13 protein-coding genes are annotated in these 17,330 nt (G+C 52.8%); 3 read left to right on the plus strand and 10 right to left on the minus strand.

Features of this window, described 5'->3' with window-relative positions; all coding sequences use genetic code 11:
* Nucleotides 1-86 precede the first annotated feature (86 nt).
* Both KI215_RS14535 and KI215_RS14540 read right to left on the minus strand, forming a co-directional pair.
* Nucleotides 87-1,076, minus strand: coding sequence for a PucR family transcriptional regulator (locus KI215_RS14535; protein WP_212773402.1), 990 nt, complete (start codon nucleotides 1,074-1,076; stop codon nucleotides 87-89).
* The gene (locus tag KI215_RS14540; RefSeq protein ID WP_212773403.1) at nucleotides 1,073-1,420 is read right to left on the minus strand and encodes a phage holin family protein; all 348 of its coding nucleotides are present in this window, start codon (nucleotides 1,418-1,420) and stop codon (nucleotides 1,073-1,075) included. Before KI215_RS14540 ends, KI215_RS14535 begins: the two co-directional genes overlap by 4 nt.
* A gap of 446 nt (nucleotides 1,421-1,866) precedes the next feature.
* Between KI215_RS14540 and KI215_RS14545 the strand changes: the two genes are divergently transcribed.
* Genes KI215_RS14545 through gnd form a run of 3 tightly spaced genes read left to right on the plus strand, consistent with a single transcriptional unit; the run spans nucleotide 1,867 to nucleotide 5,655 of the window.
* Entirely contained in the window at nucleotides 1,867-3,390 is a 1,524-nt protein-coding gene (locus tag KI215_RS14545; RefSeq protein WP_212773404.1) for a gluconokinase, read from the plus strand.
* A gap of 12 nt (nucleotides 3,391-3,402) precedes the next feature.
* On the plus strand, nucleotides 3,403-4,734 hold the full coding sequence (locus KI215_RS14550) for a GntP family permease (protein WP_212773405.1): 1,332 nt from the start codon (nucleotides 3,403-3,405) through the stop codon (nucleotides 4,732-4,734).
* Between the two features lie 21 nt (nucleotides 4,735-4,755).
* Nucleotides 4,756-5,655 (plus strand): phosphogluconate dehydrogenase (NAD(+)-dependent, decarboxylating), encoded by a 900-nt coding sequence (gene gnd / locus KI215_RS14555; protein ID WP_212773406.1) that lies wholly within the window; start codon nucleotides 4,756-4,758, stop codon nucleotides 5,653-5,655.
* Nucleotides 5,656-5,703: 48 nt separating this feature from the next.
* Here gnd and KI215_RS14560 read toward each other — a convergent pair whose 3' ends face one another.
* The 8 genes from KI215_RS14560 to KI215_RS14595 form a co-directional block, all read right to left on the minus strand.
* Nucleotides 5,704-6,096 carry a DUF302 domain-containing protein gene (locus KI215_RS14560; RefSeq protein WP_212773407.1) on the minus strand — a complete coding sequence of 131 codons (393 nt, stop codon included), beginning with the start codon at nucleotides 6,094-6,096 and terminating at the stop codon, nucleotides 5,704-5,706.
* Nucleotides 6,097-6,177: 81 nt separating this feature from the next.
* Complete coding sequence (locus tag KI215_RS14565) at nucleotides 6,178-6,450, minus strand: hypothetical protein (RefSeq protein WP_212773408.1); 273 nt, start codon at nucleotides 6,448-6,450, stop codon at nucleotides 6,178-6,180.
* A 119-nt stretch (nucleotides 6,451-6,569) separates the two neighbouring features.
* On the minus strand, nucleotides 6,570-8,252 hold the full coding sequence (gene treC, locus KI215_RS14570) for an alpha,alpha-phosphotrehalase (RefSeq protein WP_212773409.1): 1,683 nt from the start codon (nucleotides 8,250-8,252) through the stop codon (nucleotides 6,570-6,572).
* Between the two features lie 23 nt (nucleotides 8,253-8,275).
* A complete protein-coding gene (gene treP, locus KI215_RS14575) occupies nucleotides 8,276-9,688 on the minus strand; it encodes a PTS system trehalose-specific EIIBC component (RefSeq protein ID WP_212773410.1) in 1,413 nt (470 codons plus the stop codon).
* 106 nt (nucleotides 9,689-9,794) lie between these two features.
* Complete coding sequence (treR, locus tag KI215_RS14580) at nucleotides 9,795-10,508, minus strand: trehalose operon repressor (protein WP_212773411.1); 714 nt, start codon at nucleotides 10,506-10,508, stop codon at nucleotides 9,795-9,797.
* Between the two features lie 87 nt (nucleotides 10,509-10,595).
* Nucleotides 10,596-13,475 (minus strand): excinuclease ABC subunit UvrA, encoded by a 2,880-nt coding sequence (uvrA, locus tag KI215_RS14585; protein ID WP_212773412.1) that lies wholly within the window; start codon nucleotides 13,473-13,475, stop codon nucleotides 10,596-10,598.
* Nucleotides 13,476-13,479: 4 nt separating this feature from the next.
* The gene (gene uvrB, locus KI215_RS14590) at nucleotides 13,480-15,462 is read right to left on the minus strand and encodes an excinuclease ABC subunit UvrB (RefSeq protein ID WP_212773413.1); all 1,983 of its coding nucleotides are present in this window, start codon (nucleotides 15,460-15,462) and stop codon (nucleotides 13,480-13,482) included.
* A gap of 665 nt (nucleotides 15,463-16,127) precedes the next feature.
* Nucleotides 16,128-17,288: a PDZ domain-containing protein gene (locus KI215_RS14595; RefSeq protein ID WP_212773414.1), complete on the minus strand. Its 1,161-nt coding sequence runs from the start codon at nucleotides 17,286-17,288 to the stop codon at nucleotides 16,128-16,130.
* Nucleotides 17,289-17,330 lie beyond the last annotated feature (42 nt).

The raw sequence follows: 17,330 nt of genomic DNA on the forward strand, positions 1-17,330 counted from the left end.
TAGATTGTAATGAAAGGAACCGATCACAGGCCATGGTCAAACCGCACAAAATTCGTCGCTATTGTTTGAACAATCCGCCGAAAGGATTACTCCTCATGCGCTTCTGTCGCCGTCAACAACAAGACTGTATACATATATACCGCATCTTCGAAACGTCGGGCATCCAACCCAGTTTCCTGCTTCAATCTCTCCAACCGGTAGAGCAGCGTGTTCCGGTGTACATACAGTGCTCGGGCTGTCTCGCTCAGATTCAAGTTGTGACGAAACAATGCCGTCAATGTCTCCCTGAGCTCCCCGTCCTCCCAAAACGGTGTTGGAGATTGCATCAGCCACTGTCGGACGACATCATCCGGGATTTCCATCAATAACCGCTCCATCCGAGCATTCCAGGTGGCAATCACCGTCCGTTGGGGGTGGAATCGCCGCCCCAGCCGCCAAGCCGTTCGGAGCTCCTTCACCGCAACCGGCAATTGATCGGGATGGAATAACGGCGGATGGATCACAACCGTCACCGTCTCTCCGATCTCGGCTGCAGCCACCTCAACCAATCCTTCTCCGGCCCGGTACAACTCCTCGGTCAATGTGTTTTCCTCTTCCGACTGGATGAGAGAAACCGGTATCAGTACCAGTAACTCTCCCTCCCGTATCGGTACCAGCCAAGCCTGCTGTTCAAAATAGGATTCGAGAACAGCCAGCTCCGTCAGGGAGAAAGCCGCCTTCGTATGCACGACCAACAAGGGAACTCGTCCCTCCCAGTCCCGCTCCAACAGCTCAGTCGGCACGGGCGTATCCGGGTCACGTTGTGCGTCGTGCAACCACTGTGCGACTCGTTCCGCAAATCCTTCCCTTTTGGCGGACGGTGCATTTTCGTGAGCCCATTCCGTCAACAACGCGGCGATCAGTAAACGCTCACGTTCTGTTAACGGAGCGGCGACCTCCAGCGACCACCTTTCGTGGCCGGGAATGGGGATGTATACATATTGGGAGTTTCGGTCTTTCCCCGTGCGCACGATGTGAACCTCCGCCCCCAGCATCTGCCGGAGGCGAAGTGCCCATGACGCCCACTTTTGGTTCATCGAGCGATCCCTTTCCAGATGATGTTCAACACCCAAGAGACCAAGCTGACGAAGATCGCGCCCAAAATTGCACCGAGAAAGCTTGTCACGTAAAACCCTTGGATGAAATGCCCCACCAACCAAAACAGAAATCCGTTGATGATGAACGTAAACAATCCCAAAGTCATGATATTGAGCGGCAACGTTAAGATCACCAGAATCGGACGGATCAACGCGTTCACAATACCCAGCACCAGTGCGACGAGCAATGCCGTACCATATCCTTTCACCTCAATTCCGGGTACCCACATCGCAGCCAAAAAAACGGCCAAACCGTTGATCAACCATTTGACAATCCAGCCCACGCGCAATCCTCCTTTTGATTTCAATCCGTATATATTCTACCCTTCCGCGGATCAACGGGACACGTCTTTTTATCTTATTCCCGGCACAATCCATTGTTGAATCCCTTGAGGAAAGACCATAAGGGAAAACGTGGACTGGAAGTTTGGTCGATAGTGATTTTTGCCCACGCCCGTGGCCCGTTTCGAAACGGACGTTTTTGCTTCCTTGCAAATCCTGAAGGGGAGTGGGAATCTGATATCGGAACACGAGTGACCCGATAGATTTATGCATAATTTCATAATATTAAAATTATAACTGTCTTTACCTAAGATTCGAAAGAAAGGGTATTGCCAATATGATAGCGTTTCCATTATCCTTTTGATAACGGTAACAATTTTAACATTGAATTTAACCAGGCCAATCTACTCATTCATACCAGACTCAAACTACCCACAGGAGGTTTGTTATGACTTCTCCACCCGTCGTCATCGGTGTAGACATTGGTACAACCAGCACCAAGGCTGTTGTTTTCGACTTTTACGGAAACGTTTTGGGACTAGGTACCACGGGCTATCCACTGATTCAACCACAACCAGGTTGGGTGGAACAAGACCCCGATGAGATCGTGCAAGCCGTCGTGAACAGTGTGAGAACGGCTGTCGATACGGCCGGTATCTCCCCGTCAGATGTGACCGCCGTCGGATTCAGCGCGGCGATGCACGCTTTAATCGCCGTGGATGCGGACGGAAACCCACTCACCCGTGCATGGATCTGGGCAGACAACCGCGGGGCGGAGCAAGCGGAGCAGTTGCGAACCCTGTCGTTTGGTCGAGAATGTTACCGCCGGTCAGGCACGCCCGTTCATCCGATGTCCCCACTGGTCAAGTTGTTGTGGATGAAGGAACGAGATCCTGACTTATTTCAACGTGCTTCCAAATTCGTCTCGATCAAGGAGTACATATGGTATCGGATGTTCGGACGGTGGACCGTAGATGCCTCTCTCGCTTCCGCTACGGGGCTGTACAATCTGTCCGCCCGTGACTGGGATCCGGACATCCTGCACTTCATCGGCATCACACCGGAGCGCCTGTCACCCGTCGTTCCTCCGACGGAGGTCTTTACGGGATTGCAACGAGATTGCGCGCAACGGATGGGTCTCTCCCCCGACACCCCGTTCGTCATCGGTGCCAGTGACGGCGTTTTGGCCAATGTCGGTGTCGGAGCGATTCAACCTGGACAATTGGCTGTCACTGTGGGAACGAGCGGTGCGGTTCGAACGGCGGCTTTCTCTCCAGCGACCGATGAAAACGCTCGCACGTTTTGTTATGCCTTGACTAACGACCGGTGGGTGATCGGCGGAGCCACCAACAGCGGTGGAGACATATTGCGCTGGTTGTCTGAATCCGCTTTCAAGGGTGCGTCCGACTCGGCTCCACTCTCTGTCGACCGCCTGATGTCCCTTGCCGAATCGGCTCCACCCGGCGCAGACGGATTGCTCTTTCTCCCTTTTCTGACCGGCGAACGCGCTCCCTATTGGGACCCTGATGCCCGCGGAGCTTGGGTGGGCTTGCGTTTGCATCACCAAACCGCCCATCTGGCACGGGCGGCATTGGAAGGTGTGACGTTCACCTTGCGGGCCATCACTGATGCCGTGCGTGACGTGAGCGGCACACAAGCGGAGACGATCCGGGCTTCAGGCGGGTTCGTCCGATCCCCTTTTTGGTTGCAACTGACAGCAGATATATTGAATGCCACTGTCGAAGTGCCGGAAAACAAGGAAGCTTCGGCTATGGGAGCAGCCGTATTGGCTTTATTGGCCATCCGGGAGATGGACGATTTGTCCCGTGTAAATGAGTGGATAAGCATCACGCGGCGCATGTACCCGGATCCGGAACGGGTACGACTGTACCACCAATGGTTTCCGTTGTTTGAAGAAACCTACCGTCGTTTGCGACCGTCTTTTCAAACATTATCTCAATGGCAACGATAGGAGGAGATCCGGATGAGCTTGTTGCTGATGGCCGCACTGTCCATCGTTGTATTGCTCATACTCATCACCTGGGTAAAATGGCACCCGTTCGTCAGCCTGATCATCACCGCCATCGGTCTCGGGCTTGTCGCCGGTATGCCGCTCCCAGACATTATCAAATCTCTCAAAGAAGGAATGGGAAATACCCTTGGCTTCATCGCCACCGTGCTGGCGCTGGGCACCATGTTGGGAAAAATGATGGCCGAATCGGGCGGAGCGGAGCAAATCGCCAATACGCTGATTCGCCGGTTCGGACGCCGCCGCGTACATTGGGCGATGATGACGGTGGCATTTCTCGTGGGAATCCCCGTCTTTTTTCAGGTGGGATTTGTCCTGCTCATTCCGCTGGTATTTACCATTGCCGCTGAAACGGGCATTTCCTTGGTCATGATCGGTATTCCGCTGGTGGCGGGGTTGTCCGTGGTGCACGGTTTGGTTCCGCCCCACCCGGCCGCCATGGCAGCGGTAGACATCTATCACGCCGATGTGGGCAAAACCATTCTCTATGCCCTCCTGGTTGGCTTGCCCGCTGCTGCTGTCGCCGGTCCACTTTACGGACAATGGATTGGAAAACGCATTCATAAGTCTGTTCCCGAAAAAATGGCCGCTTCATTGTCCGTTCGCCGAAGGGAAAGAAATCTGCCTGGTTTCGCCAATACCCTGTTTACCATTTTATTGCCTGTCATTCTGATGTTGGTCGCCACTTTGGCAGAAATTTTCCTGCCGAAAAACGGGGTGCTCTCTTCCGTGTTGTCGTTTGTCGGCGATCCCATCGTTTCCTTGCTGATCGCCACCCTGTACGCCTTCTTCAGCTTGGGAACCCTGCAGGGAACGAACCGCGAGACGATTCAGCGCTGGGCAAACGATTGCTTGGCTCCCACCGCCTCCATCCTGTTGGTGATCGGCGGAGGTGGTGCGTTCAACAAGGTGCTGATCGACTCCGGGGTTGGTGAAGCCGTGGGCCAATTGGCGGCAAAATCCCATTTATCAACCATTTTGCTCGCTTGGGTCATCGCCGCGGCAATCCGTGTGGCAACCGGTTCGGCCACCGTTTCGATGCTGACGGCAGCCGGGATTGTCGCTCCCATTGCCCAAGCCGTGCCGGGAACATCCCCCGAATTGCTTGTGTTGGCCACGGGGGCAGGTTCGATCATTCTATCTCATGTGAATGACTCTGGGTTCTGGATGATTAAGGAATATTTTGGCATGAGCCTCAAAGAGACGTTTTGGACCTGGACCGCGGCGGAAACCCTGCTGTCCCTCGTTGCCTTGCCGTTGATTTTGTTGTTAAATGGGTTAGTGTAACAGTTGAAGGAGATGAAGAAAATGAAGTTCGGCATGATCGGTCTCGGCAAAATGGGGATGAACCTCGTCCTGAACGCATTGGACCATGGCCACGAGGTGGTCGTCCACGACGTCAACCCTGAACCTGTACAAACCCTGGCGGAAAAGGGCGCCATCCCCGCTGAAAGTATGGAAGCATTGGCCCGGAAACTGTCGCGCCCACGTGTCGTGTGGTTGATGGTTCCTGCAGGGGACATCGTGGATCAAGTGTTGGAATCTGTGGTTCCCGTGCTGGAGGAAGGCGACATCATCATTGACGGCGGCAACTCCCACTACCGTGATTCCATCTCCCGGGCAGAGCGCCTCGGCGACCGGGGACTCCGCTTTTTCGACGTCGGCACGTCCGGCGGAATGGAAGGAGCACGTCATGGCGCCTGTTTCATGATTGGCGGCGACAAGGAGACGTTTGAGCAACATTTGGAGCCATTGTTCCGTGACCTCGCCGTGGAAAACGGTTATCTGTACGCGGGACGTACCGGCAGTGGCCATTTTCTCAAAATGGTGCACAACGGAATCGAGTACGGCATGATGCAGGCAATCGCCGAGGGCTTCGAGATTTTGGACAAATCCGAGTTCGACTTTGATTATGAAGAAGTGGCCCGCGTATGGTCGAACGGTTCCGTCATCCGGGGTTGGTTGATGGAGTTGACCCGAAACGCTTTCGCCAAGGATCCCCGACTGGAAGGCATTCGCGGCGTCATGCATTCTTCCGGCGAGGGATTGTGGACGGTGCAGACGGCTTTGGATGTCCAAGCCAGTGCCCCGGTCATCGCGATGTCGCTGTTCATGCGCTACCGGTCTTTGGAAGACGACACCTTCCACGGAAAAGTCGTCGCCGCTTTGCGCAACGAATTTGGCGGACACGCAGTGGAGAAAAAGTGACGAGAAACATCCGACCCCCGCACTTGGCGGGGGTCACTTTATCCGTGATCAAGCCTTGGCCTCATCAAGCGCACGGATCAGTGCCGATTCCACTTCTTTGGCGATGCTCAGCAAATGTTCGTCCTCCGTCAATGCAAACAATGCAGTCGGTCGACTCAGGCCGATTTGTGTCTTGCCCGTATCCCCATCCGTATATACCACGATCTTGCAAGGTAGAAAGTGGCCAGCCTGCTGGTTACGTGTCAATACTTTTTTGGCTATATCCGGGTTGTACACTTCCAACACGCGATACGATTGATCAAAACGAATTCCTTTTTCCAACAGCTTAGTCGGGATGTCCAATTGCCACAACACACCGAATTTTCGCTTGGCACAAGCTTCTTCCACCGCACGAACAGCCTCATCCACCGTTTTTTCTGTCTCTACAGTATAGTGGAACATTTCTAACCCCTCCTCTTCCAAGCAACTGACCTTCCACTCACCATTTTACCTAAAAGGAGGGTTGGCCGACTGCGGTTTTGATCAAATGTATGCTTTCATGCTGTTTTCCAATTTCGCAATCAGACTTTGTACAAGATTGATTTCATGTTCGTTTCTGCAATCGCACGCCTCTTCAAAGCGGTCCGACAATTTTTTGATCAAATACCCGTATTCTTTTTGGTCAAAAGACAGATGGGGATTCACCAATTTATTGAGAATGGAGAGATTGAGTCGCTGTTCTCCGTTCATGGCCGTCCGTTGTAGTGATGCGACGAATTTCCCCAGAAACAGGCGTTCCCGCAAGGTGATGTACATGCTTTCGACCTCCTTGCGCTTTTATATACAATTAATCCTATCACATTAATAGGAATTAGGGAAGATACGCCCATAAAATCGCCCGTACCTTTGTCATCACGGTACGGGCATGGAAAACATTACCCTTCAATATAAAAAGCCACGGATTCATATGGACGTAATCTCAGATGATGAAACTGGTTTGCCGCATCCGGATAATTGGAGATCAATATGCGATGTCGCCCACCAAGGTTGAGGTTCTCAGGTAAACGAAAAGTCGTTTCCACCCCGTAAAAGTTGTTGATCACCAACAGCGTTTCCTGACGATAGCGACGAAGATATGCATAGATGTGGGGATGGTCCTCCAAAATCCATTCGTAATCCCCATAGGCGATCACATCGTATTGTTTGCGTAACCGGATCAGTTTTTGATAGTGATAAAAAATCGAATCCGGGTCTTTTAAAGCTTGTTCCACATTGATTTCCTGATAGTTGGGCGCAAGACCAATCCACGGAGTGCCGCTCGTAAAGCCTGCATTCTCTTCATTGCTCCATTGCATGGGCGTACGCGCATTGTCCCGTGATTTTTGCTTCAAGGCGGCCATCACGGTTTTCTCGTCCTTTCCTTGCGCCCGCAGCAGATGATAAGCATTGATGGATTCGACATCCCGATAATCCTCGATATTCTCAAAGTAGGGATTGGTCATGCCGATCTCTTCACCCTGATAGATAAACGGAGTCCCCTGCAACAGATGGATGGCGGTCGCCAGCATTTTGGCCGATTCCTTATGGTACTTCCGGTCATCTCCAAATCGGGAGACCACTCTCGGTTGATCATGATTGCACCAAAACAGGGCATTCCAACCCCCACCCCGCTGCATTCCATATTGCCAATCGCTCAAAATCTTTTTTAACCGGAGAAAGTCAAAATCGGCGGCGACCCATTTTTCCCCGTTCGGATAGTCTACCTTGAGATGATGGAAACTGAAAACCATGTTCAGTTCCTTTTCATCCGGATGGGTGTACTTAATACAGTTTTCAATTGTCGTCGAGGACATCTCTCCCACTGTCAATAGGTCCGGGTTCCTGGCAAACACCCGTCGGTTCATTTCCTTCAAAAACTCGTGTATACGGGGGCCGTCCGTATAAAACCGGCGCCCGTCATGCAATGGGGTTTCCAGCGTATCATCGGGAAAACGCTGGTCCTTCGATATGAGGTTGATCACATCCAATCGAAATCCATCCACGCCCTTGTCAAGCCAGAATCGCATCATTTCGTAGATGCGCTCGCGAAGTTCCGGGTTCTCCCAGTTCAAGTCAGCTTGCGTCACATCAAACAGATGCAGATAATACTGCCCCGTTCGTTCATCATACTGCCATGCGCTCCCGCCAAACTTGGACTGCCAATTGTTTGGTGGTCCTCCGTTCACCCCGTCTTTCCAAATGTAGAAGTCTCGATAGGGATTTTCCCGTGACTTGGCCGCTTCCCGAAACCATGGATGTTCGGTGGAGGTATGGTTCACCACGATGTCCATAATCACTTTGATCCCTTTTTCATGCGCCTGTTCCAGGAGTCTTTCGAAGGTCTCCATCGTGCCGTATTCCGGATTGATCCGGTAATAATCGCTGATGTCATAACCGTTATCCCTTTGCGGGGATTCATAGATGGGCGTCAACCAGATCACGTCGACTCCCAATGTTTTCAGATAGTCGAGTTTTTCGATGACCCCCTGCAGATCGCCCACACCGTTCCCGGTCGTATCCTTGAAGCTCTTCGGGTAGATTTGGTACACGACTGCTTTTTTCCACCAAGGTTGCGTCATTTTCTATCACCTTTTTGATGTGGTTATGCGGATTTCTTTTTCGATTTTCCCCATACGGTCGTCAATACGAAAGGCACGACCAAGGCAATGGCCATTCCGACGAAGAACACGCCCCAATACTGCGGGAAAATGGACAGGAACCCAGGAAGACCTCCCACGCCGATTGAAGAAGCTTTGACATGTTGAGACGTGATCACCACTGCTGCGATGGCGGACCCGATCATGCCGCAATAAAAAGGATAACGGTAGCGGATGTTGATCCCGAACATCGCCGGCTCTGTGATGCCGAGATAAGCGGAGATCGTGGAGACCAAAGACATCCCCTTGACCTTTTCATCTTTGGACACAAACATCATGGCCAACGCTGCCGACCCTTGTGAGATATTGGACAGCGCCAGAATCGGCCACAGGAAGGTACCGCCCGTGTTTGCGATCAGCTGCAAATCCACGGCCAGGAATGTATGGTGCATGCCGGTGACGACCAAAGGTGCGTAGAATGCACCATAAATAAGCCCCCCGATCAACGGCAATTGATGGAAGACCCAAACAAATGCAGATGTAATCTCTTTCCCAATAGCAAATGTGACGGGCCCAATCACAATGAAAGACAGAAATCCGGTGACCAAAAGCGCGATAGGTGCCACCAACAGCAGTTGAAAACCTTCCGGTACCCGTTTTCTCAGATACAATTCAATCTTGGTCAACACGAAAGCGGATACAAGTACCGGCAAGACTTGACCTTGGTATCCTATTTTCTGGATGCTCAAACCAAATACGTGCCAGTATGGAACGGTTCCTTTTGAGACAGCTTCGGCGTAACTCCAGGCATTCATCAAGTCTGGGTGGATCAACATCAATCCCAGTACAATGCCCAGTAGCTCACTGCCCCCAAAACGTTTGACGGCAGACCAACCGATCAGCCCCGGCAAAAAGACAAACGCGGTGTTGGCGATCAAATTGATGATGCCGGCTAAATCCTTCCATTCCGGATGGACGTCGATCAAGGCCTGATTGGGATAGAAAATGCCCTTTCCCGTCAATATATTGTTAATCCCCATCAACAGACCCGCACTCACAATCGCCGGCAGAAGCGGAATGAAGATATCTCCCAATATTTTGATGAGTCGCTGAAGAGGATTCAGTTTCTTCTCCGCTTCGCTTTTGACCTCTTCCTTGGTGGCATGTTGCAAGCCCGTGATTTCAAGTAAATATCCGTATGCTTTCTCAACGCCAGAACCGATGACAATCTGAAACTGTCCGTTGGCGGAAAAGGAACCTTTGACCACATCCACACGTTCCAGCGCATTTTTGTCGACTTTCCCTTCGTCTTTCAAGACCAGTCTCAACCGCGTGACACAATGGGAAGCGGTGACGATATTGTCCTTACCCCCAACAGCTTGGACGATCCGTTCCACCGAATGCTTCATCGCATCCATGTTGTTCCCCCCTCAGCTGTAACCGCTTACATTTTTCGACATTATGATAACTTGTATATACAAGTTTCGTCAATACTTGTCTATACAAGTTCAAAAAAAAGTCGCCTTATCGGCGACGAGCAAAATCCGTAAAAACAAATCGGTCGGGTCGGTGTCGGGATTCGGTATACTCAAACTGGGTTCCATCATATAAATGGACAAAATTCTTCACTACCACGACAAAGGGACTGTTCGGCTGAAGGTCCAGATATTCCTTGTCTTTCGAAGTAGCCGGCTCAACTCGGATCACTCTTCGGGCAAAACCGATTTTGAGTTGCAACGTTTGTTCCATATACTCGTAGATGGAGTTTTCCGCGATCTCCTTTGTCAGATCGGTCACGACATCCTTTAAAAAATAGTTGATGTCCAAAATGATGTTTTCCCCATCCAACTGTCGAACGCGATACAGATGATACGCCTCTTTCCCGAGCGGCAGCTGGGTTTTTTTGTGTAGAGGAGGGTTGATGATCACGCTTTCCAACTTGGGAACATGGGTGATAAAAGTTTGCCCGCTGTATTCACTGGCTTCCTTGAAACTGACAAGTCCGCCCACCGAAAAGGTGATCGGTTTGTTTTCTAACACAAATACGCCTTTTCCGTGCAGACTGTGAATCATTCCCTCTTCAGCCAATAAATCCAACGCTCTTCGAATGGTTCCTCTACTGACTCCATAATGGCGGCACAAATCATTTTCAGACGGCAGCTTATCGCCGGGAAGATAATGATGCTCTAATATTTTCCCCTTGATATCTTCGTATATCTGGATATATCTCCTGTTCATTTTCTCCCCCCTTTTCCGGGTGTGCCCGTACAAAAAGCGCCGCCTTCCGGCGGCTCAGATTTTTGACAAAGTCTTCCCTTTGAGATCTCAAGATGATGCGGAGACCTTGCGCTCCAATTCCTTCATCCACTGTTCCATCCGTTGACGATCCCGTTCCAAGATGGGCTTCAGGTAACGTCCAGTGTGGGAAGCCTCGACTTCCACCACTTCTTCGGGAGTACCCGCAGCGACGATGGTGCCTCCCCCGGATCCTCCTTCCGGTCCGAGGTCGATGATGTAATCGGCTGTCTTGATCACGTCCAGATTGTGTTCGATCACCAGCACTGTGTCCCCGTTGTCCACCAACCGTTGCAATACTTGGAGCAGACGAGCGATATCATCGATATGCAAACCGGTGGTCGGTTCATCCAGGATATACAGCGTTCGGCCATTGCTCCGTTTGTACAACTCAGAAGCCAGCTTGACGCGCTGGGCTTCTCCGCCGGAGAGCGTTGTTGCCGGTTGACCCAGTTTCATATATCCCAAACCGACATCGTACAAGGTTTGAAGCTTGCGCTTGATGCGCGGGATGTTTTGGAAGAACTCCAGCGCTTCCTCCACGGTCATCTCCAGCACATCGGCGACGTTCTTTCCTTTGTATTTGATCTCCAACGTATCGCGGTTGTACCGTTTGCCTTTGCACTCCTCACACGGTACATAGACGTCCGGCAAAAAGTGCATCTCGATCTTGATGATCCCGTCCCCCCGGCAGGCTTCACAACGTCCTCCCTTGACGTTGAAGCTGAAACGCCCTTTCTTGTAACCGCGTACTTTGGCCTCCGGCGTCGACGCAAACACTTCACGGATATCGTCGAACACGCCGGTGTAGGTGGCCGGATTGGAACGCGGCGTACGCCCGATCGGAGACTGGTCGATATCGATCACTTTGTCCAAATGCTCCATCCCGACGATTTCGTCGTGGGCGCCGGGAATCACTTTGGCCTTGTTCAATTGACGGGCCAACGCTTTGTGCAGCACTTCATTGACCAGCGTACTTTTACCGGAACCGGAGACGCCTGTCACACAGGTAAATACCCCGAGCGGGATTCGGACGTCGATGTTTTTCAGGTTGTTCTCTCTGGCACCGCGTACCTCCAGCCACTTGCCGTTGGGTTTGCGCCGTTCTTCGGGCAGCGGGATGAATTTGCGCCCGCTCAAATATTGCCCTGTGAGCGACTCGGGATGGCGCATCACCTCTTCCGGTGTGCCTGCTGCCACGACACGTCCCCCATGTGCACCGGCACCCGGGCCGATGTCAATAATGTAATCGGCAGCCAGCATCGTATCTTCATCGTGCTCCACGACGATCAGCGTATTGCCCAGATCGCGCATCCTCTCCAACGTCTCGATCAAACGGTTGTTGTCCCGTTGGTGCAGTCCGATGCTCGGCTCGTCCAAAATGTAGAGGACCCCCATCAACGAAGAACCGATCTGGGTGGCCAAACGGATGCGCTGGGCTTCCCCACCGGAAAGCGTGCCCGCCGAACGGTGCAAGGTGAGGTAATCCAGCCCCACGTTGACCAGAAAGCCGAGCCGTTCCCGGATTTCCTTCAACACTTGACGGGCGATCTGTTGCTCTTTTTTATCCAGTTCCAGGTTGTCGAAGAACGAAAGAGCGTCGCGTATGGATAACCGCGTCACATAGTCGATGTTTTTCCCGCCGACAAAGACATGCAGGCTTTCTTTGCGCAAACGGGCTCCTTTGCAAGTGGGACATGCCTTGGTGCTCATATAGTTTTCGATCATTTCGCGAACCGAATCGGAACTGGTCTCGTGGTAACGCCGTTGCAGGTTGTTGACCACACCTTCGAATCGCACCTGAGTTTCGCGTCGATGCCCCAGATCATTGGTGTAACGGAACGGAATCCGCTCTTTCGTGCCGTACAACAAGAGATCCCGCTCTTCCTGCGAAAGTTCGGCAAATGGTCGATCCATGTCGATTCCGAAATGGTCACAGACCGCTTCCAACAGTTGTTCGTAATAATTGCTGGACGAGTGGGCCCACGGCTCCAGCGCCCCTTCCCGAATCGTTTTCTCCGGGTCCGGCACCACCAGATCAGGATCAATTTCCATCCGGCTTCCCAAGCCGTCGCAGGTCGGACACGCACCGAACGGGCTGTTGAACGAGAACATCCGGGGCGAAAGTTCGTCGATGCTGAATCCGCACTCCGGACAAGCCAGGTTCTGGCTGAACAACAGTTCCTCCCCATCCACGACATCGATCAATACCTGGCCGTCCGTCAGACCCAGCGCCGTTTCGATCGAGTCGGTCAACCGGGTCTCGATACCCGGTTTGACGACGAGACGGTCTACTACGACTTCGATGGAGTGTTTTTTGTTCTTTTCCAGTTTGATCTCTTCGGACAAGTCCCGGATCTCCCCGTCGATCCGCACCCGGACAAACCCCTGTTTGCTGATGTCCTGCAACAGTTTGACATGTTCCCCTTTACGTCCCTTCACCATCGGGGCCAAAACCTGAATCCGCGTCCGCTCAGGCAGCTCCATAATCCGGTCCACCATTTGCTGTACCGTCTGCGAAGAGATCTCGATTCCGTGTTCGGGACAGGTGGGCCGACCGATACGAGCAAACAACAGGCGAAGGTAATCGTAAATCTCCGTCACCGTCCCCACCGTTGAACGCGGGTTGCGGCTGGTCGTTTTCTGGTCGATGGAAATAGCAGGAGACAAACCTTCGATGGCGTCGACGTCGGGTTTATCCATCTGGCCGAGAAACTGGCGGGCATAGGCGGAGAGGGATTCCACGTAACGGCGTTGTCCCTCCGCATAGATGGTGTCGAAGGCGAGCGAAGATTTGCCCGATCCGCTCAATCCCGTCAACACGACGAACTTGTCCCGCGGAATGGTGACGTCGATATTTTTCAGGTTGTGCACACGCGCGCCGCGAACCACGATGTGATCCTGTGCCATGTGTTTATGCTCCCTCCGCTTTCAGTTCGATGATCATATCCCGAAGCTCCGCCGCCCGCTCAAACTCCAACTCCTTGGCTGCCGCTTTCATCTCTTTCTCCAGCTGGGCGATCAATCGTTGACGCTCTTTCTTGGTCATTTTCCCAGCCCGGTTGGGCGTTTCGTATGTGGGTCCATCTTCAGCCACCTTGGTGGCTTCAATCACATCGCGCACTTTTTTGCGCACGGTCTGCGGTGTAATGCCGTGCTTCTCGTTGTATGCGATCTGAATACGGCGACGGCGCTCCGTCTCGTCGATCGCCTTACGCATCGATTCGGTGATCGTGTCTGCGTACATGATGACTTCGCCGTTGGCATTGCGTGCTGCACGGCCAATCGTCTGGATCAGGGAGCGCTCTGCACGCAGGAAACCTTCCTTGTCCGCATCCAGGATAGCCACCAAAGACACCTCGGGCAGGTCCAATCCTTCCCGGAGCAGGTTGATCCCCACCAAGACGTCGAATTCACCCAACCGTAAGTCGCGCAAAATCTGCATCCGCTCGATCGTTTTGATGTCCGAATGCAAATAGCGCACCTTGATCCCGACGTCTTTCAGATAGTCCGTCAAATCTTCGGCCATCTTTTTGGTCAGTGTGGTGACCAGCACCCGCTCGTCCCGTTCGATCCGCTTGTGGATTTCACCGATCAGATCGTCGATCTGCCCCTCAATCGGCCGCACATGCACTTTGGGGTCGACCAGTCCGGTGGGACGAATAATCTGCTCCACGACGTCTGGTGCTTTTTCCAGCTCGTATGGGCCCGGGGTGGCCGAAACGAAGATCACTTGATTGATCCGTTCCTCAAACTCCTCAAATTTGAGGGGCCGGTTATCCTTGGCCGAGGGAAGGCGAAAACCGTGCTCCACCAATACCTCTTTGCGCGACATGTCCCCATTGTACATCCCGCGGATCTGGGGCACGGTCACGTGTGATTCGTCGATGACCATCAGATAATCATCGGGGAAATAGTCCAACAGCGTATACGGCGGTTCACCCGCTTTTTTGCCCACCAGATGACGGGAATAGTTTTCGATGCCCGAACAGAATCCCATCTCCCGCATCATCTCCATATCGTAGCGGGTACGCTGTTCGAGCCGCTGGGCTTCCAGCAATTTGCCCTGATCGCGCAATTCGGCCAACCGCTCCTGCAGCTCCTGTTCAATATCGCGGAGCGCACGACGCATGACTTCTTCCCGCGTTACATAGTGGGATGCGGGGAAGATGGCCACATGTTCGCGATCCCCGATAATTTCGCCCGTGACAACGTCGATCTCGCGAATTCGGTCGATCTCGTCACCGAAAAATTCGACCCGAACTGCCTGCTCGCTCCGTGAAACGGGGAAGATCTCCAACACGTCGCCCCGTACGCGGAAAGTACCGCGAACGAAATTGATGTCGTTGCGCTGATACTGGATATCCACCAGTTTTCGCAGGACCTCATTCCGATCCCGCTCCATCCCGACGCGCAGAGACAGAACCTGTTCACGGTACTCATCCGGTGAACCCAAGCCATAAATGCAGGAAACACTGGCCACGATAATGACGTCCCGCCGCTCCAACAATGCACTCGTGGCCGAGTGGCGCAATTTGTCGATCTCGTCGTTAATGGACGCGTCTTTCTCGATATATGTGTCCGTTTGCGGCACATAGGCTTCCGGCTGATAATAATCATAATAACTGACAAAATACTCCACCGCATTGTGCGGGAAAAACTCCTTCAGCTCCCCGCACAGCTGGGCGGCCAGCGTTTTGTTGGGTGCAATCACCAGCGTCGGTTTGTTCACCCGGGCGATCGTGTGTGCAATCGTGAACGTTTTCCCCGTTCCTGTAGCTCCCAACAAGGTCTGAAACTTTTTCCCTGACAGAACGCCTTGTGTCAGCTGTTCGATCGCTTTCGGCTGATCGCCGCGCGGCTCGTATTCGGACACCAATTGAAACAACCGTTCCAAGGCCCATCACCTCGGCTCCGCTTCTTCATCCTTTTTATTATATCATAATAAAAAACAGATAAGGGAACATCCGTTCTAGGACATGTCTGGCAAATCTCACACATCTTTAGCGGAGATTGTCAGCGATTTGATCCTCGGATTTCCGGATCGATGCTCGGTTGAGCTTAGATCGTCACTCATCCGGGAACATGGTTCCCTGATGAAATAACTAGACAAACTTTCATCCGATTGATAAAGATCTGTATACAAACCCGTCTTCCCTTATCGTTGCCGCAAACCCACCATTTTCAAACCATCACGTCAGGCCTGATGTGCAAACAAGCCGTCTTTCGCTCTCCTCTCCGTAACCTCACACCCAGATTCGCCCGTCCAAGAGAATCATTTTCGCCCTTCGATGGCATGTATGTCCCCCTATGTCCCTGCCTCTTCACCACTGCCAACAAAAGAACGCTCCCAAAACGGGAGCGACAGGTTGTTGACAAAGTCCGCAGGCTCCGATTTCCCGTCTTCGCTCTCTAGCCACATCCAGAGGATATTCGGACCCGCTACCCAAAAAGAGGGTGGCCGTTTTCCCACAAGCAACCTTTGAGCTGCGAGCGAGGGAAAACGGGCGCACCCGTGATGGTTACCACTTTGCTGGCTGGACTGTATTCATCAAACACACGCTAGGGAGAAACCGCCTCCGAAACGGGTGAGGAGATCCGATTGATCGGGCCTGGGGAGGGGATCACACCGAGATCTGATGGGTCCCCCTCGTATATCGCTCGCTGCACCAGTCTCGTTTCCCCCAATTCATCCACCACTTCCAGCTTGCAATAAGCGGGCGACTTTTGCATCGCCAAACGGATATCGTCCACCGTCCGAATGTGAACGCCATTCATCCGGGTAATCCGTTCACCGGGACGAATGCCCATCTGAGACGCCGGCGTATCCGGCAACACGGCCAACACCGACAGCCCGCGAAAATGGGAGGCAAACCTTGGTTCTCTCCTTTTTTCCCGCCATTTCCCAACCAGATAGACGGCCTCATGGCCGACCACGGCAAAAATGGCAGCCGCCCATATCAATGGGGTCCACCATGTGGACACCCAGGTCAAACCTGCCAATATCAATGCATACAGCAGAGCAAAGGTGGATGCCCGTCGTTTTTGCTGCTGATGGATCATTGACAGGTTGAGACGAGAGAAGCCCAGCAACAAAGGCAACGGCAACCATCCGCCCGCAGTCGGAACTACGAGCGGAACCGCCCACAGTTTTTGCAGTCGGAATCCACCGACGATGTACCCGTCCCGGTGCCGGACCGTTTCCGGAATAAATCCGGTCAATCCGTCCAACCGGATTAACAACCACTCCAGCACATGCAGCAAACCGATCAAGTATAACCAGTCCGTCACGGAGACCATGGACAATCTTCGCCATGCGTCCAGCCATTCCGGCGGCACTTGCTCAGCCGACACATGTGACGCTAGAAGAGCGAATAAGGCCAACAATCCGCCTCCATAAGCTGCACATGCCCAACGCAGCCGGAACAACCCTAGCACCACCGTCCATCCCCAGATCCACCACAACTCCATGGGACGGACTTCCCACTGCCAAAATGAAGCGAAAACCGAACACACTCCTCCGCCCACCGCTCCCCAAAAAAACGTGCGTAACAACAATGGCGTGGGTGGATCCAGACGCCGACCGTATTTTCGCCATTCCCGCAAGCCTTTAAACACAAATTGCATCAACATGCACACCAAAGCCGTCCACCACAACGGATGAACCAACAAGGCTTTCCATGTGTTCGGTGACGACAATGGAAAAGCCAACCATGAAGTCAAGCCGATCCCTCCTGGGCAATTTACAATCAAAACCCCACGGCG

Origin of the sequence: Polycladomyces abyssicola, assembly GCF_018326425.1 — a bacterium.
Taxonomy (GTDB): Bacteria; Bacillota; Bacilli; order Thermoactinomycetales; family JIR-001; genus Polycladomyces; species Polycladomyces abyssicola.

What these genes read in the sequence shown, in the direction of transcription:
- KI215_RS14535 (WP_212773402.1), bottom strand. Translation starts at nt 1,076, where the DNA reads ATGAACCAAAAGTGGGCGTCATGGGCACTTCGCCTCCGGCAGATGCTG.
- KI215_RS14545 (WP_212773404.1), top strand. Translation starts at nt 1,867, where the DNA reads ATGACTTCTCCACCCGTCGTCATCGGTGTAGACATTGGTACAACCAGC.
- KI215_RS14550 (WP_212773405.1), top strand. Translation starts at nt 3,403, where the DNA reads ATGAGCTTGTTGCTGATGGCCGCACTGTCCATCGTTGTATTGCTCATA.
- gnd (WP_212773406.1), top strand. Translation starts at nt 4,756, where the DNA reads ATGAAGTTCGGCATGATCGGTCTCGGCAAAATGGGGATGAACCTCGTC.
- KI215_RS14560 (WP_212773407.1), bottom strand. Translation starts at nt 6,096, where the DNA reads ATGTTCCACTATACTGTAGAGACAGAAAAAACGGTGGATGAGGCTGTT.
- KI215_RS14565 (WP_212773408.1), bottom strand. Translation starts at nt 6,450, where the DNA reads ATGTACATCACCTTGCGGGAACGCCTGTTTCTGGGGAAATTCGTCGCA.
- treC (WP_212773409.1), bottom strand. Translation starts at nt 8,252, where the DNA reads ATGACGCAACCTTGGTGGAAAAAAGCAGTCGTGTACCAAATCTACCCG.
- treP (WP_212773410.1), bottom strand. Translation starts at nt 9,688, where the DNA reads ATGGATGCGATGAAGCATTCGGTGGAACGGATCGTCCAAGCTGTTGGG.
- treR (WP_212773411.1), bottom strand. Translation starts at nt 10,508, where the DNA reads ATGAACAGGAGATATATCCAGATATACGAAGATATCAAGGGGAAAATA.
- uvrA (WP_212773412.1), bottom strand. Translation starts at nt 13,475, where the DNA reads ATGGCACAGGATCACATCGTGGTTCGCGGCGCGCGTGTGCACAACCTG.